Origin of the sequence: Accumulibacter sp., from assembly GCF_036625195.1 — a bacterium.
Lineage (GTDB): Bacteria > Pseudomonadota > Gammaproteobacteria > Burkholderiales > Rhodocyclaceae > Accumulibacter.
Window position 1 is genome coordinate 285,510 of sequence record NZ_JAZKUG010000001.1, and the last position, 23,107, is coordinate 308,616.

A 23,107-nucleotide genomic window follows, 5' to 3' on the forward strand; every position below is an offset into this window, starting at 1 on the left:
GCAGCGGCATGGGCGACCACGACCGCTGCCCTCTTGGTGGCCAACAGCGTAGAATCGTTCCGCATCCCGTTGCCTGGATCGGACCACGATGCGCCACACCAGCCCCCACGCCCGGAACCCCCTGCCGCCGGCAGTCAGCAGCAGCCTGCGGCAGCGCTTCGGCGCGCGCTTCACCCAGGGCGAGTCGATCCTCGCGCAGCACGGGCGCGACGAGTCGATACACCCCACCGCCCCACCCGATGGCGTGGTCTTCGTCGAGAGCACACAGGAGGTGGTCGAGGTCGCCCAACTGTGTCGGCAGCATCGCGTCCCGATGATCGCCTTCGGCAGCGGCAGCTCGGTCGAAGGACAGGTGCTGGCCACCGCTGGCGGCATCACCATCAGCCTGGGGCGGATGAACCGGATCCTCGCGACGCGCGCCGCAGACCTCGACGCCACGGTCGAAGCCGGGGTGACCCGCCTGCAGCTGAACGCGGCCCTGAAAGGGAGCGGGCTCTTCTTCCCCATCGACCCGGGCGCCGATGCCTCGTTGGGCGGCATGGCGGCGACCCGCGCCTCCGGGACCAACGCCGTCCGCTACGGTACCATGCGCGAGAACGTCCTCGGCCTCACAGCCGTGCTCGCCGATGGCCGCATCCTGCGCTGTGGTGGCCGCGCCCGCAAGTCCTCCGCCGGCTACGACCTGACGCGCCTCCTGATCGGCTCTGAAGGCACGCTCGCCATCATCACCGAACTGACCCTGCGCCTGCAGCCGTTGCCGGAAGCCATGTCAGCCGCGGTCTGTACCTTCGGCAGTATCGCAGGCGCGGTGGATACGGTCATCGAGACGATCCAGGCGGGCATCCCGGTGGCGCGCGTCGAGCTGCTCGACCGACTGACGCTGGCAGCGGTGAACCGCTACAGCGGTACGGCGCTCAAGGAACTGCCGACGCTGTTCTTCGAGTTTCACGGCAGCCCTGCTTCGGTCAGGGAACAGGCGGAGGCGGTGCAGGCCATCGCCGGCGACCACGGCGGCGAGCATTTCTCCTGGGCCACGCACGCCGAGGAGCGTACGCGCCTGTGGCAAGCCCGCCACCATGCCTATTTCGCGTGCCTGCAGCTCAGGCCGGGACATCGCGCCTTTCCGACCGACGTCTGCGTGCCGATCTCCCGCCTCGCCGAATGCATCGGCGAGACCAGCGCCGACATTGCCCGTGTCTCGATCCCGGTGGCGCTTTTCGGCCATGTCGGTGACGGCAACTTCCACCTCGTCGTGCTCGTCGACCCGGCAAACGGACAGCATCTGCAGGAAGCCGACTGGATCAACGAGCGCGTCGTCGAGCGGGCGCTGGCGATGGCCGGCACCTGCAGTGGCGAACACGGCATCGGCCTCGGCAAGACACGCTTCATGCTGCGCGAACATGGTGAAGAAGCAGTGGCCGTGATGCGGGCGATCAAGGACGCACTCGATCCCGACCACCTGCTCAACCCGGGCAAGATGCTGCCGCCCGCCTGAACAACGAAAACGCGTGCCGGGAGGCAACCAGCGCCCCGGCCAACGGTCAGATGAGGTAGCCCGTGGCGAGCAGGTGGCAGCCGCCGCGCGCGCCGGCGAGAAGGCTGGAGACAATCGATCGGATGCGGAGGAAGCCCCATGAGTGATCTGTCCGTCACCCTCGATAGCCGGTACACGGCGACTTCGGGCCGCGTCTTCCTCAGCGGCACGCAGACACTGGTGCGGCTGCCGATGCTGCAGGCGCTGCGCGATCGTGCCGCGGGACTGAACACGGCGGGCTTCATCGCCGGCTACCGCGGTAGCCCGCTCGGCGGTCTCGACCAGGCACTGTGGAAGGCAAAGCCACATCTGGACGCCCACCACATCGTCTTCCAGCCGGCGGTGAACGAGGACCTGGCGGCGACCGCGGTCTGGGGAACGCAGCAACTCGGGCTCTTCCCCGGAGCAAGATACGACGGCGTCTTCGCCATGTGGTACGGCAAGGGCCCCGGTGTGGACCGTTGCGGTGACGTCTTCCGCCACGCCAATGCCGCCGGGACAGCCAGCAAGGGTGGCGTCCTGGTCATCGCCGGCGATGATCACGCAGCGAAATCATCGACGCTGCCGCACCAGACCGAGCACGTCTTCAAGGCGGTGATGATGCCAGTGCTCTATCCGGCCAACGTCCAGGAGTATCTCGACTTTGGCCTGCACGGTTGGGCAATGAGCCGTTACTCGGGCTGCTGGGTGGTGATGAAGGCGCTTGCCGACACCGTCGAAACGTCAGCATCGGTGCTCATCGACCCGGCGGCAACCGTCATTCGCGTCCCCGACGACTACGAAATGCCGGCCGGCGACCCGCACGGTCTCAACATCCGCTGGCCCGATCCGCCGCTGCAACAGGAAGCGCGGCTGCTCAACCACAAGCTGTACGCGGCGCTCGCGTACTGCCGGGCCAACCAGCTCAACCGCGTGCTGATCGACAGCAACGATCCCGACAACCCCGCCCGCCTGGGCATCATCACCGCCGGCAAGGCCTACCTCGACGTCCGTCAGGCGCTCGACGAGCTCGGCATCGATGACGAACTCGCGGCGCGGATCGGCATCCGTCTGTACAAGGTCGGCATGGTCTGGCCGCTCGAAGCCGACGGCGTGCGCCGCTTCGCCGAGGGCCTCGAGGAGATCCTGGTAGTCGAGGAGAAGCGGCAGCTGCTCGAATACCAGCTGAAGGAGGAACTGTACAACTGGCGCGAGGACGTCCGGCCGCGCGTCGTCGGCAAGTTCGACGAAAAGGGTGAATGGTCGCTGCTGCCAACCGGCAGCGGCCACCTGCGCCAGGGCGACTGGCTGCTGCCGGCAGCCGGCGAGCTGTCGGTGGCGCAGGTGGCGCGCGCATTGGCGGCGCGGATCGGCCGCTTCTTCACTTCGCCGGCCATCGAGGCCCGCCTGCGACTGCTCGAAGCCAAGCAACAAAGCCTCACCGCCACGACCACGCTGGCGGCCAGTGGCAACACCGTCCAGCGCACGCCCTACTTCTGTTCCGGCTGCCCGCACAACACCTCGACCCGCCTGCCGACCGGCTCGCGCGCCGTTGCCGGCATTGGTTGCCACTACATGGTGACCTGGATGGACCGCAATACATCCACCTTCACCCACATGGGTGGCGAAGGCGTCACCTGGGTCGGCCAGGCGCCGTTTTCCGGCGACCGCCACATCTTCGCCAACCTCGGTGACGGGACCTACTTCCACTCGGGCCTGCTGGCGATCCGCCAGGCAGTCGCCGCCGGCGTCTCGATCACCTACAAGATCCTCTACAACGACGCCGTCGCGATGACCGGCGGCCAACCGGTCGACGGCCAGCTGAGTGTCGGCCAGCTGACCCGCCAGCTCGAGGCAGAAGGCATCAGCCGCATCGTCATCGTCAGCGATGAGCCGGAAAAGTACCGGCGAGTGCGCGACTTGGCGCCGAACACGCCGGTACGCCACCGCGACCAGCTTGACGCCGTGCAACGCGAGCTGCGCGAGCACCGCGGCGTGTCGATCCTGATCTACGAGCAGACCTGCGCCACAGAGAAGCGCCGCCGCCGCAAGCGCGGCAAGCTTGCCGACCCGGCCCGGCGAGTGTTCATCAACCAGGCCGTCTGCGAGGGATGTGGCGATTGCGGCGTGCAGTCGAACTGTCTGTCGGTCGTCCCGGTGGAAACCGAGTTCGGTCGCAAGCGGGCGATCGACCAGTCTTCGTGCAACAAGGATTATTCGTGCGTGAACGGCTTCTGCCCCAGCTTCGTCACCGTCGAGGGCGGCAGGCTGCGCCGTGGCAGCGCCATCGCCGTCGACGGCGAAGCGCTCACCACCCTGCCCGACCCACCCTTGGCCGATACCACGCGGCCATTCAACATCCTCATCACCGGCGTCGGCGGTACCGGCGTGGTGACGCTTGGCGCGCTGCTCGGCATGGCTGCCCACCTCGACGGCAAGGGCGTCTCGGTACTCGACATGACCGGCCTGGCGCAGAAGTTCGGTGCCGTCTTCTCGCACCTGCGAATTGCCGACCGGGCGCAGGACATCCACGCCGCGCGCATCGCCACCGGTGAGGCGGACGCTCTCATCGGCGGCGATCTCGTCGTCAGCGCCAGCGCCGAAGCACTCTCGAAGCTCCTCGCCGGCAAGACACGGGCGGTGATCAACGTCGCCGGCACCCCTACCGCCGAGTTCACCCGCAACCCCGACTGGCAGCTCCCGCAACAGCGCCTGCAGGAACTGATCGACGAGGCCTGTGGCAAGGGCACCCCACTGTTCCTCGACACCGCGGAGATGTCGCGCAACCTGCTCGGTGACGGCATCCATGGCAACCTCTTCCTGCTCGGCGTCGCTTGGCAGAAGGGACTGGTGCCGCTGTCGCTGGCGGCCATCGACCGTGCCATCGAACTCAACGGCACGGCCGTCGAGCAGAACCGCCAGGCATTCCTCTGGGGCAGGCGAACGGCGCACGATCCACAGACGGTGCAACGGCTGGCGGTTCCGCCGAGCCGGACAGTCAGCCGACGGCTCTCGGCCAGCCTCGACGAACTGATCGAGCGCCGCATCGAAGCCCTGACCGACTATCAGGACGCGCCCTACGCCGAACGTTACCGCCGGCTGGTCGAACGTGTGCGGGCAAGCGAACGGCCTCTGCGCTCGACCCGCCTGAGCGAAGCGGTGGCGCGCGGCTACTTCAAGCTGCTGGCAGTCAAGGACGAGTATGAGGTCGCACGACTGCACTCCGACCCCGCTTTCAGGCAGCAACTTTCAGAGCAGTTCGAGGGCGACTTCAGGATCCGGTTCCATTTCGCGCCGCCGTTGCTGGCGAAACCCGATCCAGCCACCGGCACGGTTGCGAAACGCAGCTACGGACCGTGGATGATGCACGCACTCGGCGTCCTGAGCCGGCTCAAGGTTCTTCGCGGCACCGTATTCGATCCCTTCGGCGGCAGCCAGGAAAGGAAGATGGAACGACAACTCCTCGCCGACTACGAAGCCGACATCGAACTGCTGCTCGCCCGCCTCGACCTGACGACGCTCGCCACCGCCATCGAACTCGCGTCGCTGCCCGAACAGCTGCGCGGTTTCGGCCACGTCAAGGCGGCCGCGGTGCGCCGGATGCGGCCCCGGCGCGAGGAGTTGCGAGGCCTCCTGCTGCCGGATCCGGCCACCGCAGCGACGGCAGACTGAGCGCGCAACCCGGCACCCGGAATACAATGCGCCGCTCAACCTCGAGGAACGTCTGCTTGTCCCTTCTGCCCGCACCATCTCCAGAGCGCACCGACGAGCCGGCAGGGGCCCTGGACGGGCCGCGGCGGCAGCTGGCGCTGCAGTTCGCCGCCGTACTCGCCGTGCTCTCGCTCGCCTGGCCGTACTATGGCATTCGCGGCGAGCCACTGCCGTGGCCGCAGACCGCTGTCGCCATTGGCAGCGTCGCCCTGCTGCTCGCCACGCTGAGCCGCCAGCCCTGGTGGTGGCGAGTCGTGCACGCGCTCTTCGCGCCGCTCGCCTGGGGTGTCTCGCTGCTGCAACTCGACCCCGCTTGGTTCCTCCTCGGCTTCATGCTGCTGCTGCTCGTCTATCGTGGCGCCCTGTCCGGCCAGATCCCCCTCTACTTCTCCAGCCGGCAGACCGTAGACGCACTCGCCGCGCTCACGCGCGATTGCCACGACCTGCGCTTCCTCGACCTCGGCGCCGGCATTGGCAGCATCGTGCAGCCGCTGGCGGTCGCGCGACCGGACGCCTGCTTCACCGGTATCGAGAACGCGCCGGCCACCTGGCTGGTCGGCCGCGTGCGTACGGCAGCCATCGCCAACTGTTCCTGGCGCTGGGGAGACCTCTGGCAAGCCGATCTTGCCGCCTACGACGTCGTCTACGCTTTCCTCTCGCCAGCACCGATGGCGGCCCTGTGGGAGAAGGTGGTCCGGGAGATGCGCCCCGGCAGCCTGTTCATCAGCAACAGCTTCGCCGTGCCCGGAGTCGCCGTCACGCACCAGGTCGATGTCGGCGACCGCCGGCATAGCCGCCTTTTCTGTTACCGTGTTTGAAGCCCCAGCGGTACAACTTTGTTAAGATGGCTCACCCCATCACACCGGAGAAAGAACAATGTCGAACCTCAATTCCGTACCCGATCCCCTGAGCTTTGCCAGGAAAATGTGGGGCAGCATGGGCGTCTCCCTGCCCGGCATGGTCACCCCGAGCCTCAACGTCGAAGATATCGAGAAGAAGATCCGCGACCTCAAGGCAGTCGAGAACTGGCTGAAGATGAACCTGTCGATGCTGCAGATGACCATCCAGGGTCTCGAGATGCAATGCGTGACCCTCAACGCCGTGCGCGCGATGGGCCAGATGGCGAGCAGCTACGGTACGGCCGCCGTCGGCGACGAGGCCCAGGGCAGCAGCCTGGCCGAGCCCGGCAGCGGCAATGAGGCGCTGAAACAGGCCGCGCTCTGGCCGCTGACGCTGCTGCAGCAGATGCAGGAGCAGATGCAGAAGGCCGCGACGGCAGCCGTGCAGGCCAGGCAGGTGCAGGAAGACCCGCCAAAGACCTGAGACCCCGGCGGTCGCCGGGCGCCGGCGGCGAGTGGCACGAGACGAGCCCGTCCACGCCGCGGCGCGCCGGCGCTGCCAGCCTCAGATCACCGACTCCTGCTGCAGTGCAGCCAACTCCTCGTCGCTGTAACCGGCAGCGCGCAGGATCTCGCGTGCATGCTCGCCGGGTGCCGGGGCTGCGCGCTCGACGGCGAAGACCCAGCCCGAGAGCTTCAATGGCGGCGCATACTGGCGCACTCCGTCAGCCTCGACAACCATCTCGCGGGCGGTGAAATGCGGATGGCGCAGCGCTTGCTCGACATCCAGCACCGGCGTCACGCAGCAGTCGATGCCGGCGAAGAAATCGCTCCAGCTCGCCTGGTCCCGACTGGCGAAGAGCGCCGCGAGCTCGCTGCGCAGGGCGGCAGCCGCGGCGCCACGCGCCGCGTGCCGCGCTTGCCAGTCGGGTCGCCCGACGGCGTCGCAGAACAGGTCCCAGAACTTCCTTTCGAGGGGCGCCACGGCCATGAAGCGACCATCGGCGGTGGCATAGACGCCATAACCGGCATCGCCGCCACTGAGCTGGTCGCCGCCGCGCTCGGGTACGCGCCCGGCGGTCTGCAGGGCAAAGAAGGGAAACAGGTTGTGTGCCAGCACCGCCTCGCTCATCGCCACATCGACGAAGCGACCCCGACCACTGCGCTGCGCATCGAAGAGCGCCGCCAGGATGCCCATCACCGCCGTCAGCGCGCCGCCGAGGAGGTCACCCACCTGCAGGTTGGGAATCGCTGGCTGGCCACCGGCGACGCCGATCTGGTCGAGAACGCCGGCGAGGCCGATGTAGTTGAGGTCGTGGCCGGCAGCCATCGCCAGCGGCCCGGTCTGTCCGTAACCGGTGATCGCGCAGTACACGAGGCGCGGATTGATCGCCCGCAGGGCAGCGTAGCCGATTCCGAGCTTGTCGCTGACCCCCGGCCGAAAGCTCTCGACGACGACGTCGGCGTCGCGCACGAGGCGCAGGAAGACCTGTCTTCCCTTCGCCTGCTTGAGGTCGATGCGCAGCCCGCGCTTGTTGCGATTGACGCAGCGGTAGAACACGCTGACGCCGTCCGGGCCATCGCCGAGAATGCGCGCGTAGTCGCCGGCCGCATGGTCCTCGATCTTGATCACGTCGGCGCCGAGGTCGGCGAGATGCAGGGTCGCGACGGGGCCGGGGAGCAGGCGCGTCAGGTCGAGAACGCGCACGCCGCCGAGCGGCGCACCGCTCACGATCCGGCCTCGCAGGGCTCGAGCCAGCTGGCATCCATGTCGATCACCATTCCCTTGTGCAGCGTCTGGTCGAGAAACTGCCCGCGGAACAGCCAGCCGGGGGGCCTGTGCTGGTGGGACCAGGGCGTCTCCCAGGAATCGACCCGCACGTGCACCCGCAGCACGTCGACCTCGCCGACGGCAGCCGCAGTCAGCACACAGGGCGTCGTCGCCGCCGTGCGCGCATGGTCGGCACGCGTGTAGGCCGCCAGCGGCTTGCCGATCTGCGGGCAGAGCTCAGCCCTGCGTCGCTGTGGCACGAGCGCGGCGATGGTACCCCGCAGCCAGTAGGTCGGCGCCCGCAGCACCCAGCCGTCACCGCCCTCGCGCAGAAGCACGCAGTCGCCCGGCTGCGGCAGCCGACGCTCGCCGGACGCGGGCGGTGCGGCACCGGCGATGAGCGAAGTGAACAGCAGGAGGACGCAGAGAACCGCACTCGTTGCCTTTTCCGTACTGCTCCTCCCGTCACGACAGCCAGCGCTTGCGTCGGCGATAGTGCTTGACGTCGCGAAAACTCTTCCGCCCACCCGACGACAGACCGAGGTAGAACTCCTTGACATCCTCGTTGGCCGCCAGATCCCTGGCCGCGCCCTCCATGACGACACGGCCGTTCTCGAGAATATAGCCGAAATCGGCATAACGCAACGCCATGCTGGTGTTCTGTTCGGCGAGCAGGAAGGTCACTCCCTCCTTCTGGTTGAGATCCCTGACGATGCCAAAGACCTCGTCGACGATCTGCGGCGCCAGTCCCATTGACGGTTCGTCGAGCAGGACCATGCGCGGATTCGCCATCAGCGCCCGACCAATGGCGCACATCTGCTGTTCGCCACCCGAGGTGTAGGCGGCCTGGCTGCTGCGTCGTGTGCGCAGTCGCGGGAAATACGAATAGACCTTCTCCAGCGTCTGCAGGATCGCTGCCCTGCCATCACGGCGCGCATAGGCGCCGGTGAGCAGGTTCTCCTCGACGGTCAGGTGGGCGAAACAGTGGCGCCCCTCCATCACCTGGATGACACCGCGCCGCACCAGGTCGGCCGGCGTCAGAGCCTCGATCCGTTCGCCACGCAGGTCGATGGTGCCCTTCGTCACCTCGCCGCGCTCGCCGCGCAGCAGGTTGCTGACGGCGCGCAGCGTCGTCGTCTTGCCAGCGCCGTTGCCGCCCAGAAGGGCCACGATACCGCCCTCCGGAACGCTGAACGAGACCCCCTTGAGGACGAGGATGACATGGTTGTAGATCACCTCGATGCTGTTGACGCGGAGAAGTGTGTTGTCGGTGCTCATGAGCCTCCTGCGCCGGAATTGCGGCACGGCTCGCCTGCCACGCAGGCGGGCCGGCCAGCGAACCGCGACCGGGCGAGTCTGCGGACTACTTCTTGCACTCCTCGGGCGTGCGCGGCTTGATCTTCTTCTCGTCGGCGTACTTGCCCGAAGCCAGCATCACCATCGGCCGCAGGTTCTTCTCGTCCGCCTGATACCAGTCCGAGCTGAACTCCCACTTGTTGCCGTTCCAGGTATGCACGCGCACCCACGACGAGCCCATGTGGTCGAGACACGAGGTCTGCACCGGCCGCATGACGCCGGCAAAACCCATCGCATCGAGCGTCTTCTGGTCCAGGTTGAGGTTCTCCAGACCCCAGCGCACCTGCTCGCCGGTCATCACCTTGCCCTTGCCGTAACGCTCCTGCGCCTTGCGCACGCCTTCGACGCCGAGCATCGCCGAGATCAGACCGCGCATGTAGAGCACGTTGCCGACCTCGTCTTTCGGCCCGGTACCCTGCCCCTTGGCATAGAGGAGGTCGAGGATCTCCTTGACCACTTTCGAGCCCGGTTCCGCACCGTGCTGCAGGGTCATCGCGCTGTAGCCCTTGGCTCCGTCGGCGACATCCTTGACGTCCGGTTCGGCGCCAGCCCACCAGATGCCGAGCATCCGGTCACGCGGGTAGCCGGTCGCCTGCGCCTCCTTGAGTGCCGTCGAATTCATCACGCCCCAGCCCCAGAGCAGCACGTAATCGGGCTTCTGCTGCCGGATCTGCAGCCAGGTGGACTTCTGCTCGACGCCGGGATGCGCCACTGGCAGCAGTTGCACGTCGAAGCCATAGGCCTTGCCCAGCTCCTGCAGGATCGGGATCGGTTCCTTGCCGTAGGGACTGTCGTGATACACCAGTGCGATCTTCTTGCCCTTGAGCTTGCCGACACCACCCTCCTTCTTCGCGATGTGCTGGATGGCGACGTCGGCGCCGACCCAATACGTGCCGAGGAGCGGGAAGTTCCAGGTGAAGACGGCGCCGTTCTGCGACTCGCTGCGCCCGTAACCGGCAGTGATCAGCGGGATCTTGTCCACCGGCGCCTTCTCGGTCAGGGCGAAGGTGATTCCGGTCGACAGGGGCTGAAACACCGTCGCGCCGCCACCCTTGCCCTTGAGACGCTCGTAGCACTCGACGCCGCGGTCGGTCGCATAGCCGGTCTCGCATTCCTCGAAACTGATCTTGACGCCGTTGATGCCCCCCTTGGCATTGACCAGCTTGAGGTAATCGACATAACCATTCGCCCACTGCTGGCCATTGGTCGCGTAGGCGCCGGTGCGGTAGACCAGGACCGGAAAGAACTGCTCCTTGGCTTGCGCCAGAACCGGCGCAGCAGCCAGTGACGCAGAGAGCGCCAGCGCCGACACAGACGCCATCCGAACGAGTTGCTGCAGTTTCATCAATGTCTCCTCTGGTTGTATTGACCGTGGTACGTCCAGCAAGATGCGCCAGGGTGGCGCTGCAACGGGTGAGAGCGGATCAGCTCCCTCAATGCGGAAAAGGCCAGAGCCGCAATTTCTCCTTGGCGGTCGACCACATGCGGGCGATGCCGTGCGGCTCCTTGATCAGGAAGAAGACGATCAGCGCGCCGAAAATGATCAATTCGGCGTGCGACACACCGGCAGTCGAGATGCTGATGCCGAAGACGCTGCCGATCGCCGGCAGGAACTGGTTCAGCGCGATCGGCAGGATGACGATGAAGGCAGCACCGAAAAAACTGCCCATGATCGACCCGAGGCCGCCGATGATCACCATGAACAGCAGCTGGAACGAACGTTCGACGGAGAACGCCGCCGGTTCCCATGACGCCAGGTGGACGAAACCCCAGAGGGCGCCGGCGGTACCAACGAAGAACGAACTGACGGCAAAGGCCGAAAGCTTGGCAAACAGTGGCCGGATGCCGATCACCTCGGCCGCCACGTCCATGTCGCGGATCGCCATCCACTGCCGGCCAATGGCGCAGCGCGCCATGTTCTTCGCCAGCAGCGCGAAAAGCACCAGGATCATCAGACAGAGCAGGTACTTGTCCACCGGCGAATCGATCTGCCAGGCGAAGACCTGCAGATTGGCAACGGACACCGACCCGGACGAAGCATTGTTGGTAAACCACGGAACGCGCAGGAAGACCCAGTCGGTGAAGAACTGTGCGGCGAGCGTCGCCACCGCCAGATAGAGCCCGCGGACACGCAGGCTCGGGATGCCGAAAAGAATGCCAACGGCAGCCGCGGTGATGCCCCCGAGCAGGAAGGAGACGAGCAGCGGCAGGCCGTCGATGCGGATGTGGAAGTTGTAGGCGGCATAGGCGCCGACGGCCATGAAGGCGCCGGCGCCGAGTGTGATCTGGCCGCAGTAGCCGACCAGGATGTTGACCCCGAGTGCCGCCAGCGAGAGGATCAGGAACGGTATCAGGATGGCGCGGAAGAGGTATTCATCGACCAGCAGCGGCACGCCGATGAAGGCGAAGGCGAGAATGGCGAGAATCGCCCAGCGGTCCTGGGCGATCGGGAAGATCTGCTGATCGGCCGCGTAGGAAGTCTTGAACTGCCCGTTTTCCCTGTATAGCACGCTCTTGCCTCCCGCTCAGACGCGGTCGATGATCTTCTCGCCGAACAGCCCCTGCGGCCTGAACAGCAGGAAGAGCAGCGCCAGCTGATAAGCGAACCAGATCTCGATGCCACCACCGATCAACGGGCCGAGATACACTTCCGAGAGCTTCTCGCCGACGCCGATGATGAGGCCGCCGATGATCGCACCGGGGATCGACGTCAGGCCACCGAGTATCACCACCGGCAGGCCGCGCAGCGCGACCGTCGCCAGCGAGAACTGGACACCGAGCTTCGATCCCCAGATGATGCCGGCAACCAGCGCCACCAGTCCCGCGACGCACCAGACGATGACCCAGATGCGGTTGAGCGGAATGCCGACCGACTGCGCCGCCTGATGGTCGTCGGCGACTGCCCGCAGGGCGCGGCCGGTGGCGGTCTTCTGGAAGAACAGCGAGAGCAGGGCGACGAGCAGGGCCGCGATCAGCGCGGCGACGAAGTCCTCCTTGTTGATCAGCAGCCCACCCTCGAAGCTCCCCTCGAGGATCATCACCGGCTCCTTCGGCATGCCGACGTCGATCTTGTAGATGTCGCTGCCGAAGATGCTGGTGCCGATTCCCTCGAGGACATAGGCGATCCCCAGCGTGGCCATCAGCAGCGTGGCCCCGTCCTGGTTGACCAGGTGCCGCAAGACCAGGCGCTCGATCAGCCAGGCGACGACGAACATCAGCGCACCGCTGAGCACGAAAGCGATGCCGTTCGCCAGCCACGCGCTGTCGATGCCGAGCCAGCCAGGGATCCAGGCCGCGAAGCGGGCCATCGCCAGCGCCGCAAAGAGCACCATCGCACCCTGCGCGAAGTTGAACACACCCGACGCTTTGAAGATCAGCACGAACCCCAGCGCCACCAGCGAGTACAGCATGCCGGCCATCAGGCCGCCGATCAAGGTTTCGATGAAGAAGCCCATGCGCTTGTCTCCTCAGTGGCTGGCGCCCAGGTAGGCGCTGATCACATCGGGGTTGGCGCGGACGTCGTCGGGAATGCCATCGCCGATCTTGCGCCCGTAGTCGAGCACCACGACCCGGTCGGAGATGTCCATCACCACGCCCATGTCGTGCTCGATGAGGACGATCGTCGTGCCGAACTGGTCATTGACGTCGAGGATGAAGCGACACATGTCCTGCTTCTCCTCGACGTTCATCCCGGCCATCGGCTCGTCGAGGAGGAGGATGTTCGGCTCCATCGCCAGCGCGCGACCGAGATCGACGCGCTTCTGCAACCCGTAGGGCAGGCGCCCGACCGGTGTCCTGCGGATGTGCTGGATCTCGAGAAAATCGATCACCTCCTCGACCTTCGCCCGGTGCGCCAGTTCCTCGCGCCGTGCCGGCCCCCACCAGAACGCCTGCTGCAGCAGATTGCTGCGGATCTTCAGGTTGCGCCCGGTCATCAGGTTGTCGATGACGCTCATCCCCTTGAACAGCGCGATGTTCTGGAAGGTCCGCGAGATGCCGGCACGCGCAGCCTTGTACGGACTCATGCGCGTGAAGCGCTGACCGCGCAGGATGATCTCACCCTGCTGCGGGCGATAGACGCCGTTGATGACGTTCAGCATCGAACTCTTGCCGGCGCCGTTCGGGCCGATGATGGCGCGGATCTCGTGTTCGCGGACGTCGAAGGAAATGTCGGTGAGCGCCTTGACACCGCCGAACGCGAGCGAGACGTTGCGCAGGTCGAGGATGGCGTCGCCGAATTCACGGCTCATCAGGCGGCCCTCCGCTCGATCGGGAAGGTCTTCGGCTCGCGGATCGCGAGGTCGGCGGCGACCTTGCCCTGCCGCCCGTCCTCGAACTTGACCGCGGTCTCGATGTACTGGCTGCTGCGGCCGGAGTAGAGGGCATCGATCAGCGGCGCGTACTTCTCGGCGACGAAGTTGCGGCGGACCTTGCGCGTCCGCGTCAGTTCGTCGTCGTCCGGGTCGAGTTCCTTGTGCAGGATGAGAAAGCGGTGCACCTGCGAATCGGCAAGTGGCCCCTCGCCGACGAGTTCGGCGTTCACCTTCTCGATGCATTCCTGGATCAGTCCATAGACCTCCGGCTTGGCGGCCAGGTCGGTATAGCCCGAATAGGCAAGGCCGCGCCGCTCGGCCCAGTTGCCGACGGCACCGATGTCGATGTTGATGAAGGCGCAGACCATCTCGCGCCGGTCGCCGAAGACCACCGCTTCCTTGATGTGCGGAAAGAACTTCAGCTTGTTCTCGATGTAGTTCGGCGCGTACATCGCGCCGTTGGCCAGCTTGCCGACATCCTTGGCGCGATCGATGATCTTCAGGTGGCCGTCGGCATCGAACAGACCCGCGTCGCCTGTCATGAAATAGCCATCGGCATTGATCGCCTCGGCCGTCGCGTCGGGACGCTTGTAGTACTCCTTGAGCAGCATCGGACCGCGCACCAGGATCTCGCCGTTGTCGGCGATCTGCACCTCGACGCCCGGCGCCGGCTTGCCGACGCTGTCGAACCTGATCTGTCCGTCGGGCTGCAGGCAGACGTAGGCGCAGGTCTCGGTCTGGCCGTAGAGCTGTTTCAGGTTGATGCCGAGCGAGCGATAGAAGCGGAACAGGTCCGGCCCGATCGCGGCGCCGGCGGTGTAGGCGACGCGGATGCGGCTCATGCCGAGAACGTTCTTCAGCGGGCCATAGACGAGCAGGTCGCCGAGCGCGTAGAGGATGCGGTCGAGCGGCGCGACCGGCTTGCGGTCGAGAATCTCCGCGCCACTGCGCCGGGCAACGGCCATGAAGAAATGGAACATCCTCTGCTTGATGCGGCTGGCGTCCTCCATGCGGATCATCACCTGCGTCAGCAGATTCTCGAACACCCGTGGCGGTGCGAAGTAGTAGGTCGGACCGATCTCGCGCAGATCGTTCATCACCGTCTCGGCCGACTCCGGGCAGTTGATCGTGAACCCGGCCACCATCGCCTGCGCGAAGGAAAAAAGGTGGTCGCCGACCCACGCCATCGGCAGGTACGACAGGATGTCGTCGTCAGCGCCCAGATGATCGAATGCCGCCCCGCCACGCGCCGCGCTGATGAAAGCCGCATGCGTCAGGCGAACCCCCTTCGGCTTGCCGGTGGTGCCCGAGGTGTAGAGCATGACGCTGACGTCGTCGGCGGCGCCGGCAGCGACCTCGCCGTCGAGCAGGTCGGGATGGTTGCGATCGTGGATCCGCCCCATCGCCATCAGCTCGCGGATGTCGTGGATGTACGGCAGCGTGTAGTGGCGCATGCCGCGCGCATCATCGTAGAAGAGGTGTTCGAGCAGCGGCAACTGCTCGCGGATCTCGAGCACCTTGTCGACCTGCTCCTGATCCTCGACGAAGATGAAGCGTACCTCGGCGTCGAGCAGGGCGAAGAGCATCTCGCTCGCCACCGCATCCTGGTAGAGCGGCACCGGCACGCCGCCGAGACACTGCACGGCGGTCATCATCATGTACATGCGCGGCCGGTTGTCGCCGACGATCGCCAGATTGTCGCCGCGCCGCAGACCCATCTCGGCGAGACCACTGGCCAGCGCGCGCACCTCCCCAGCGACCTCGGCCCAGGTCCAGCACTGCCAGATACCCCGGTCCTTCTCGCGCATCGCCGGCTTGCCGCCGCGTACCCGTGCATGCTCGACCAGCAGGCGTGGAAAGGTATCCAGAGCCTGCCGGGAAACCAACTCCGGCATCTTGTCTCCTCCGGTGCATCGACCGCTCCGTGCGCGCGGCGTGCCCTTGTCTTGTGTCGGTACACTTCGATTCTAATCCAGTTTCGGTGCTTGTCGTCACCTGCTGCAGCATCACCGGCACGCGCAGGCAGCTTCCTGAAACGGATCTACAGCGTAGTCTAGGCGATGTTGCCGCCTGTGATTGTCTTCTGCAGGACATTCTGGCATCCATCTCCGGGATTGCGATGACCACGGCGTGCCCCAAAGCACTCGACGAAACGCTGCGAAACTCGCCCTCGGCGCGCCAGCCGAGCAGCGCCGAACTGTCGCACGTGCGAGCTGACGCCAGCGTGCGCCGGGTCGCGACCGGCGGCTACGTGTGCATGAAGGGAGAGGCGGTCGAACACTGGCTGGGTGTGATCGACGGCCTGGACATGAAGCGCAGCCGCTTCCAGTACCTGCTCGACCACAGCCTGCCGTTCAACCGGTCCCTGCCAGCCTCCGTTGCTTCGGCGAGTAGGCCCGGAGATCGCTGCGCCGGCCTGCTGCGGGTCGGGCGAAATGCTAAGATTCGCCCACTCAGGCAGCGCGCCTACCTTCCCCGGAGACTCCACATGAAACTCGAAACCCTCGCCGTCCATGCTGGCTACAGCCCCGAGCCGACGACCAAGGCCGTCGCCGTGCCGATCTACCAGACGACTTCCTATTCTTTCGACAGCACCCAGCACGGCGCCGACCTCTTTGATCTCAAGGTCGCCGGCAACATCTACACGCGCATCATGAACCCGACGCAGGACGTCCTCGAGAAGCGGGTGGCGGCGATGGAAGGCGGTATCGGCGGACTGGCACTGGCCTCCGGACAGGCGGCGATCACCTATGCCATCATGACCATCGCCGAGGCCGGCGACAACATCGTTTCCGCGTCGACGCTCTACGGCGGCACCTACAACCTGTTCGCGCACACCCTGCCACAGTATGGCATCGACGTCCGCTTCGCCAACCACGCCGATCCGGCGAGTTTCGAGAAACTGATCAACGGCAGGACCAAGGCGCTGTATTGCGAATCGGTCGGCAACCCGCTCGGCAACGTCACCGACTTCGAGCCGCTGGCCGAGATCGCGCACCGCCACGGGGTGCCACTGATCGTCGACAACACGGTTCCCTCGCCCTATCTCTGCCGCCCCTTCGAGCATGGCGCCGACATCGTCGTGCACTCGCTGACCAAGTACATCGGCGGGCATGGCAACTCGATCGGCGGCATGATCGTCGACAGCGGCCGCTTCCCCTGGGCCGAGCACAAGTCGAAGTTCAAGCGTCTCAACGAACCCGATGTCTCCTACCACGGCGTCGTTTACACCGAGGCGCTCGGACCGGCCGCCTTCATCGGCCGCGCGCGCGTCGTCCCACTGCGCAACATGGGCGCCGCCATCTCGCCCCTGAACAGCTTCCTCATCCTGCAGGGCCTCGAAACGCTGCCGCTGCGCATGGACCGCATCTGCAGCAACACCGAGAAGGTGGCCGCATACCTGCGCGCGCACGCCAAGGTGGCGTGGGTCAACTACGCGGGCCTGCCCGATCATCCCGACCATCCGCTGGTGCAAAAGTACATGGACGGCAAGGCGTCGGGGATTCTCACCTTTGGCGTCAAGGGAACCGACTGCAGCGGATCGGTGGCCGGCGCCCGCTTCCAGGACGCATTGCAGTTGTTCACCCGACTGGTCAACATCGGCGACGCCAAATCGCTCGCCTGCCACCCGGCATCGACCACCCACCGCCAGCTCGGTGCGACCGAACTGGCGAAGGCCGGGGTGTCGGAAGAGATGATCCGGCTATCGATCGGCATCGAGCACATCGACGATCTGGTCGCCGACCTCGAGCAGGCGCTGGCCACGGTCTGATCGCCAGTGCGGGCAGCGCGAGCTGCCCGCCGCGGCCACCAGCCGCGCCCCGCCGTCGGCCCAGGACAGTATTTTCGTTATAGCATAGACATACCGCTGACCGTCCTGTCCGCCCGCGAATGTCCGCTAGCCTGCAGCACCTGCCGCTCGTCGATCTGCGTGCCGATGACGCAGAAATCGAGCACTACGCCGCGCTGCTCGACAGCCTCGGCGTCGCACTCATCGCCTTCGCCGAAGACCGCACGCCACGCCAGCACAACGCCCGCGCCGAAGAGCTGCTCGGCGACGGCACGCCCGAGTGGATCGACGAAAACGGGCGGCCGTTACGCGACGAGGAGCGTCCCGAGTTGCAGGTGCGCGCGACACTGCGGCCGGTTCATCAACGGGCGGTCGGCATCCGGACGCAGGCCACGGCCGCGGTCATCTGGTGCCGCGCGAGCGCCTTTCCGGTCTTTGCCGCCGACGGCAGCCTGCGCCGCATCCTGCTGCTCCTCGCCGACGGGCCGCGCCGCGGCCGCATCGCCGGCGACCGGCACCACCTGCCGGCACACGACCCGCACACCGGAGTCTTCACCCAGCGCTACATCGACGTCCTGCTCGACGACGAAAGACGCCGCGCACAACGCTACGGCACCCCCTTCGCCGTTGCGCTGATCGCCATCGACCACTTCCCGACCCGCTGCCATGCCGAGGGCGACGAGCGCGTGCTGGCGCGCGCCGCACGCCTGCTGCGCCACAGCCTGCGTGAATTCGAGATGATCGGTCGCCATGGCGCCGACAGATTCCTGATCATCCTGCCCAACGTACGGGTCAACGAAGCCATGGTCGGTCTCGAGCGCCTGCGCGAAACGATCGAAGTGGGCAGCACGCAGGGTGGCGACGCCGGCATCACGATCAGCGGCGGCGTCAGCGAGTACAGCGGTGAGGACCAGCCCGCCCTGATCGAGCGCCTCGAGTCGCTGCTGGCGAGCGCACGCGACTCCGGCTGCAACCGTCTCTGCGTCGATCTCGACCTGTTCTAGGCCGACTCGCAAGCGCGCTTCAACGCATCTCCTCGACCTGCAGCCAGACGCTGCGCCGCTCGCTCGCCTGGCCGACGGCACCGTGCAGCTTGCCCTGCCGCGCGAAATCCGCCTGCTGGCTGCTGCCTCCGAGTTCGATCCACTCACCGAGGCGTCCGGAGACGGTGGTCGTCAGGCGTTGCGTGTCGCTGCTGCCATCGCCACGCGATCGCAGCAGGTCGGCCTGCGGACTGATCTCCAGCGTCACGCGCTCGCCGACCACCCGTGGCTGCGCGTAGAAGCCCTGCCCTAGATCGCGATAGACGACGGTCTCGTTGAGAACGGCGCCATGCCGCCCGACGACGAGTTGCCGCAGCGGCACCGGCAGCGACTGACCGACGTGGATGAACGCCCGTCCACCGTCGATCACCTGCACCACCTGCGTACTGCCGCTGCTGCCCGAGCCGCGCCAATCGCCGGCCTCGCCGACGAGGACCGAATCTCCCCGGCGGACCTCGATGCGCGTGCCACCGCTGCCGGCGGCGGGCTGCACGATCCGTCCGTTGCGGTCGAACACCACCTGCCCGGATATTCCGCCGCCCTGTTCCCGGCTCACTGCCTGGCGATCCTGGCTGACGCGAATGAGCAGACGCCGCGCCGGCGTGTCGATCGCCGCCAGCGCCTGCCTGATTTGTTCGCGGTTGGCGCGCGACGCGCGCAGGAACAGTTGATCGCCCATCCCGGAAAGTGTGCCACCGGCTTCGAGCAGTGGCTGCAACGCGGGCAGCACCTGATCGAGGGGACGATGACGCAGGCTGATGATCTCCAACTCCTGCTGCGCCCCAGCCAGCGCCGGCAACAGGACGAGCAGCCACAGCAGCGGTCGCCAGTGTTTGGAGCAACCCCCCCGCCGCTGGCTCACGAGAGGTGCGGCAGCCCGAGGTAGTCGCGCGAGCGCATCTCGGTCAGCCGGCTGGCGGTGCGGAAGAACTCGCTCGCCTGCGTCCCTTCGGTGTATAGCAAATCCGGACCACAATCCGCGGTCGCGATCAGCTTCACCTTGTGGTCGTAGAAGATGTCGACCAGCCAGGTGAAACGGCGCGCCTCGGAAGACATGCTCGCCGACATCTTCGGGATCGCCGACAGCAGCACCGTGTGATAGCCGCGGGCGAGTTCGAGGTAGTCGTTCTGCGAACGCGGCCCACCGCACAAGGACTTGAAATCGAACCAGATGACGCCGTTGCCGCGCCGCAAGGTCGGGATGTCGCGCCCGAGCACCTCGATGCTGCCGCCCTGTGTGCCGGCGTCGCCGGCTATGGCGCTGAAGTACTCCGCCATTTTCAGCTCGGCGGCGGCATCCACCGGGTGGTGGAAGATCTCCACCTGCTCGAGCGTGCGCAACCGGTAGTCGATGCCGGCGTCGATAACCAGGACGTCGAGCCGCGACTTGATCAGCGCGATCGTCGGCAGGAAGTTCTCGCGCTGCAGCCCGTTCGGATAGAGACCGTCCGGCGGGTAGTTCGAAGTCATGACGAAGACGACGCCGTGCGCGAACAGCGCTTCCAGCAAACGACCGAGGATCATCGCGTCGGCGATGTCGGAAACGTGGAATTCATCGAAGCAGAGCAGCCGCAGCTCGCTCGCGATGCGCTCGGCCACCTTCAGCAAAGGGTCGCTCTCGCCCTTGAGCTCGTTCAGCTGGCGATGCACGCCATGCATGAAGGCATGGAAGTGGATGCGCCGCTTGCGCCGGTAGGGAACGGCATCGAAGAAGCAATCCATCAGGAAGCTCTTGCCGCGACCGACACCACCCCAGAAGTAGACGCCAGTCGGCAGCGGCGGCGGCGAGAAGAACCGCCGCAGCGTGCTGCGGCGCCCGACCTTGAACGACAGCAGTTCGTAATAGAGCCGCTGCAGACGCTCGGCAGCGGCCCGTTGCGCCGAATCGGCCTGAAAACCGCGCGCCGCGAGCAGTCGCTCGTAGGCTTCGATCATTCCCCGCTCGGGGACCTTGAGAACTCTGTGAGGCATCGGCGTCCTTCCGCTCTTCGCAGGCAAACCCACGCGCTGCCGCGGCGGGCCGGGCGACCGCGGCAGCCGCCGCTGCCGCGCCGGGCGCCAGCATCACCGCATCGCTGCCGCGATTCTAAACCATCGTCGACGGCGGAACGGACTCGGCCGACGCCAGCACCTGCGGCAGCGGCAGCAGCCGCATGCCGGCAGCGAGCAACGCGCTGCGGATGGCGGTTGCCACAGCCACCGCCTGCGCCCCATCGCCGTGTACGCAGATGCTGTGCACCTCGCTCGCGATGCGCTTGCCACGGGTGCTGACGATGCCCCCGGCGTCGAGCATGCGCAGCACGTGCGCCACGCAATCGGCGGCCGCATGCAGTTGTGCGCCCGGTTGACCGCGCGGCAGCAGGTTGCCGGCATCAGTGTACGTCCGGTCGGCGAAAATCTCGCTCGCCACCCGCAGACCCGCTGCTGCCCCGGCCAGCGCCAGCTGCGACAGCGCGGGCGCGAGGAGAATCAGCTGCGGATCGAAGCAGCGGATCGCCGCGACGACCGAAGCCGCGATCGCCGCTTCCGCGCATGCCATGTTGCTCAGCGCGCCGTGCGGCTTGACGTGTGTCAGGCGAGCACCTTCCGCCTGCGCCATGCCGGCAAGGGCACCGATCTGGTAGATCAGCAGCGCCTCGAGCTCGTCCGCCGGCAGCCGCATCACGCGCCGCCCGAAGCCCTGCAGGTCGGGGTACGACGGGTGCGCGCCAATGCTGACGCCCGCCGCCAGCGCCTGCCGCAGCGTCCGCCGCATCACCAGCGGATCGCCGGCGTGGAAGCCGCAGGCAATGCTGGCGGTAGCGATGATCGGCAGCAGTTCGGCGTCGCTGCCCATCCGCCAGGCACCGAAGCTTTCGCCGAGGTCGGCGTTGAGGTTGATCGCCTGCGCCATCATGGCTCGCCCGGCAAGTGGTAGGCCGACATCGGCGAGCCGTCTGCTGCTGTGGCATCGACGGCGCCGCTGATCAGGTTGGCGGTGTAGAGCGCCTGCGGATCGTGTTCGCCAGGTTCGACCAGCGGCCCGATGCCGGCGAGCAGCGCCTGCAGTTCCGCTTGCCGCGCGCGCGCCGCCTCCTCGGCCGCCGCCACCGACACGGCGGCGAAGCGGACCGCCTGTCCCGGCGCCATGACCGCCAGCCGTGGCAGGTCGGCGCTGATGACGGTGGCGATCTTCGGGTAGCCGCCGGCGGTCTGGCCATCGGCGAGCAGGACGATCGGCTGCCCGTTGCCCGGCACCTGGATCGATCCCGGCACCGTCGCATCGGAAACGATCTCCGCACCCTTCTCCGGACGGTGTCCGAGCAGCGGTCCGTCGAGACGGATGCCCATGCGATCGGCGGCTGGCGAGATGCGGTAAGCCTCGCCGACCAGGGTCGGCATCGCCAGGACATCGAAGTGGTCGTCCTGTGGTCCCGCGACGACCCGGATCGCCGCCTCGTCGACCGCCGGCGGGCGCCACAGCATCCGCTCACCGCCGCCGCCGGCCGCCACCGACAGCCGCACACCCGGCACCAGCGGGCGACCGTCGACGCCGCCGAGGCCGGCTCGGGCGTAGGTCGATGCGCTGCCAAAATGCCGCAGCACCACCAGACCGACCAGCGCCAGGTAGCCGACGCGGCCCGCAGCGATGCTGCCGCAGTGCAGCGTCTCGCCCGGCGCGAGGCAGACGCTGCGCCACGAAGCGATGCGGCGACGACCGCCGGTGTACCGCAGTTCAGCCGTGAAATGGCCGGCGAGGGCCAGCTGCAGCGGCCATTGCAGCGCTCGCACCGCCAGCCCGCCGGTGAGGAACTCGATCGCCGGCGCGTCCTCGGGGTTGCCGAGCAGCGCGTTGGCCAGGCGCAGCCAGCCCGGTTCGAGCGCCCCCGAGCGTGGCACCCCGATCCGCCGCCAGCCAAAGCGCCCGCGATCCTGTATCGATGCCATCGCCCCCGGGCTGAGCACCTCGAGCACGGCACGCAGGTTCACTCCGCGGCCGCCGCCAGGAAGGCCAGCGGCGGCTGCGTCGCTCGGCGCAGCGCTGGCGCCGCCGCCTGCAGCGCGGCGAACTCGCCGGCATCGATGGCGCGCAGCCGCACCCGGTCGCCGACCTGCAGCAGCGCCGGCTGCGTCCACGACGGTGAGAACAGTGGCAACGGGCAGGCGCCGATCAGCTGCCAGCCGCCCGGACTTTGCCAGGGATAGATCGCGGTCAGCCTGCCGGCGATCGCCACGCTGCCGGCGGGGACCAGCGTCCGCGGCTCGCTGCGACGCGCGCACGCCAGCGCCGGCGGCAGATCGCCCATGAAGGCGAAGCCCGGCAGGAAGCCCAGCATGTACACCTCGTAGCAGCCGCCGGCATGCAAGCGGACCACCTCGGCGGCTCTGAGGCCGCAGGCCGCCGCCAACCCGTCGAGATCCGGCCCGCACTCGGTGAGCTGGTCGCCGTAGCAGACTGGCAGCTGCCAGACCCGCCGCTGCTGCGCCACGACGAGCGGCAAAGCCTGCCGCAGCGCGGCGTCGATCACCGCTTCGAGTCGCGTCCGCGTGCTGCGCAATGGATCGTAAATCACCGTCAGCGAACGGAAGGTCGGCACCGTCTCGACGACCCCGGGCAACTGCCCATCGGCAAGCGCCTGCAGCAGCGCCTGATCGGCTGCCGCGACTTCGGCCAGCAGGCGGCGATCGATGGCATCACCGAACTCGATGGTCAGCGCGGCATCGCCAAGGGAAAGGAAACGGTAGCTCAAGCCGGCCCGTGCCCGCCATGCCGGCCGTTGCCCCGCCTCCC

19 protein-coding genes are annotated in these 23,107 nt (G+C 67.0%); 6 read left to right on the top strand and 13 right to left on the bottom strand.

The window, feature by feature from the left end:
* Window positions 1-88 precede the first annotated feature (88 nt).
* The 4 genes from V5B60_RS01360 (at window position 89) to V5B60_RS01375 (ending at window position 6,547) form a co-directional block, all read left to right on the top strand.
* Window positions 89-1,495, top strand: coding sequence for an FAD-binding oxidoreductase (locus tag V5B60_RS01360; RefSeq protein WP_332345244.1), 1,407 nt, complete (start codon window positions 89-91; stop codon window positions 1,493-1,495).
* A 138-nt stretch (window positions 1,496-1,633) separates the two neighbouring features.
* The gene (locus V5B60_RS01365) at window positions 1,634-5,185 is read left to right on the top strand and encodes an indolepyruvate ferredoxin oxidoreductase family protein (protein WP_332345245.1); all 3,552 of its coding nucleotides are present in this window, start codon (window positions 1,634-1,636) and stop codon (window positions 5,183-5,185) included.
* A gap of 56 nt (window positions 5,186-5,241) precedes the next feature.
* Window positions 5,242-6,042: a class I SAM-dependent methyltransferase gene (locus V5B60_RS01370; RefSeq protein WP_332345246.1), complete on the top strand. Its 801-nt coding sequence runs from the start codon at window positions 5,242-5,244 to the stop codon at window positions 6,040-6,042.
* A 58-nt stretch (window positions 6,043-6,100) separates the two neighbouring features.
* On the top strand, window positions 6,101-6,547 hold the full coding sequence (locus V5B60_RS01375; protein WP_332345247.1) for a PhaM family polyhydroxyalkanoate granule multifunctional regulatory protein: 447 nt from the start codon (window positions 6,101-6,103) through the stop codon (window positions 6,545-6,547).
* An 81-nt stretch (window positions 6,548-6,628) separates the two neighbouring features.
* Here V5B60_RS01375 and V5B60_RS01380 read toward each other — a convergent pair whose 3' ends face one another.
* The 8 genes from V5B60_RS01380 to V5B60_RS01415 form a co-directional block, all read right to left on the bottom strand.
* Window positions 6,629-7,795, bottom strand: coding sequence for a CaiB/BaiF CoA transferase family protein (locus V5B60_RS01380; protein ID WP_332345248.1), 1,167 nt, complete (start codon window positions 7,793-7,795; stop codon window positions 6,629-6,631).
* On the bottom strand, window positions 7,792-8,172 hold the full coding sequence (locus V5B60_RS01385) for a hypothetical protein (protein WP_332345249.1): 381 nt from the start codon (window positions 8,170-8,172) through the stop codon (window positions 7,792-7,794). The genes V5B60_RS01380 and V5B60_RS01385 overlap by 4 nt, the downstream gene beginning before the upstream one ends.
* Window positions 8,173-8,299: 127 nt before the next feature.
* On the bottom strand, window positions 8,300-9,112 hold the full coding sequence (locus tag V5B60_RS01390) for an ABC transporter ATP-binding protein (RefSeq protein ID WP_332345250.1): 813 nt from the start codon (window positions 9,110-9,112) through the stop codon (window positions 8,300-8,302).
* A gap of 85 nt (window positions 9,113-9,197) precedes the next feature.
* Window positions 9,198-10,535 (bottom strand): ABC transporter substrate-binding protein, encoded by a 1,338-nt coding sequence (locus tag V5B60_RS01395; protein ID WP_332345251.1) that lies wholly within the window; start codon window positions 10,533-10,535, stop codon window positions 9,198-9,200.
* A gap of 88 nt (window positions 10,536-10,623) precedes the next feature.
* Window positions 10,624-11,700, bottom strand: a complete 1,077-nt coding sequence (locus V5B60_RS01400) for a branched-chain amino acid ABC transporter permease (protein ID WP_332345252.1) — start codon at window positions 11,698-11,700, stop codon at window positions 10,624-10,626.
* 15 nt (window positions 11,701-11,715) lie between these two features.
* A complete protein-coding gene (locus V5B60_RS01405) occupies window positions 11,716-12,645 on the bottom strand; it encodes a branched-chain amino acid ABC transporter permease (RefSeq protein ID WP_332345253.1) in 930 nt (309 codons plus the stop codon).
* 12 nt (window positions 12,646-12,657) lie between these two features.
* Complete coding sequence (locus V5B60_RS01410; RefSeq protein WP_332345254.1) at window positions 12,658-13,440, bottom strand: ABC transporter ATP-binding protein; 783 nt, start codon at window positions 13,438-13,440, stop codon at window positions 12,658-12,660.
* Entirely contained in the window at window positions 13,440-15,398 is a 1,959-nt protein-coding gene (locus V5B60_RS01415; protein WP_332345255.1) for an AMP-dependent synthetase/ligase, read from the bottom strand. The genes V5B60_RS01410 and V5B60_RS01415 overlap by 1 nt, the downstream gene beginning before the upstream one ends.
* 593 nt (window positions 15,399-15,991) lie before the next feature.
* Between V5B60_RS01415 and V5B60_RS01420 the strand changes: the two genes are divergently transcribed.
* Both V5B60_RS01420 and V5B60_RS01425 read left to right on the top strand, forming a co-directional pair.
* Window positions 15,992-17,275, top strand: coding sequence for an O-acetylhomoserine aminocarboxypropyltransferase/cysteine synthase family protein (locus V5B60_RS01420; protein ID WP_332350374.1), 1,284 nt, complete (start codon window positions 15,992-15,994; stop codon window positions 17,273-17,275).
* A gap of 119 nt (window positions 17,276-17,394) precedes the next feature.
* Window positions 17,395-18,297 carry a sensor domain-containing diguanylate cyclase gene (locus tag V5B60_RS01425; RefSeq protein ID WP_332345256.1) on the top strand — a complete coding sequence of 301 codons (903 nt, stop codon included), beginning with the start codon at window positions 17,395-17,397 and terminating at the stop codon, window positions 18,295-18,297.
* A gap of 19 nt (window positions 18,298-18,316) precedes the next feature.
* Here the strand turns inward: V5B60_RS01425 and V5B60_RS01430 are convergent, their stop codons facing one another.
* The 5 genes from V5B60_RS01430 to pxpB form a co-directional block, all read right to left on the bottom strand.
* Window positions 18,317-19,198 carry a hypothetical protein gene (locus V5B60_RS01430; RefSeq protein ID WP_332345257.1) on the bottom strand — a complete coding sequence of 294 codons (882 nt, stop codon included), beginning with the start codon at window positions 19,196-19,198 and terminating at the stop codon, window positions 18,317-18,319.
* On the bottom strand, window positions 19,195-20,307 hold the full coding sequence (gene zapE / locus V5B60_RS01435) for a cell division protein ZapE (protein ID WP_332345258.1): 1,113 nt from the start codon (window positions 20,305-20,307) through the stop codon (window positions 19,195-19,197). Before zapE ends, V5B60_RS01430 begins: the two co-directional genes overlap by 4 nt.
* Before the next feature lie 115 nt (window positions 20,308-20,422).
* Window positions 20,423-21,229, bottom strand: coding sequence for a LamB/YcsF family protein (locus V5B60_RS01440; protein ID WP_332350376.1), 807 nt, complete (start codon window positions 21,227-21,229; stop codon window positions 20,423-20,425).
* Window positions 21,229-22,305, bottom strand: a complete 1,077-nt coding sequence (locus V5B60_RS01445) for a biotin-dependent carboxyltransferase family protein (protein ID WP_332345259.1) — start codon at window positions 22,303-22,305, stop codon at window positions 21,229-21,231. The genes V5B60_RS01440 and V5B60_RS01445 overlap by 1 nt, the downstream gene beginning before the upstream one ends.
* Window positions 22,302-23,066: a 5-oxoprolinase subunit PxpB gene (pxpB, locus tag V5B60_RS01450; protein ID WP_332345260.1), complete on the bottom strand. Its 765-nt coding sequence runs from the start codon at window positions 23,064-23,066 to the stop codon at window positions 22,302-22,304. The genes V5B60_RS01445 and pxpB overlap by 4 nt, the downstream gene beginning before the upstream one ends.
* Between the last annotated feature and the right edge of the window lie 41 nt (window positions 23,067-23,107).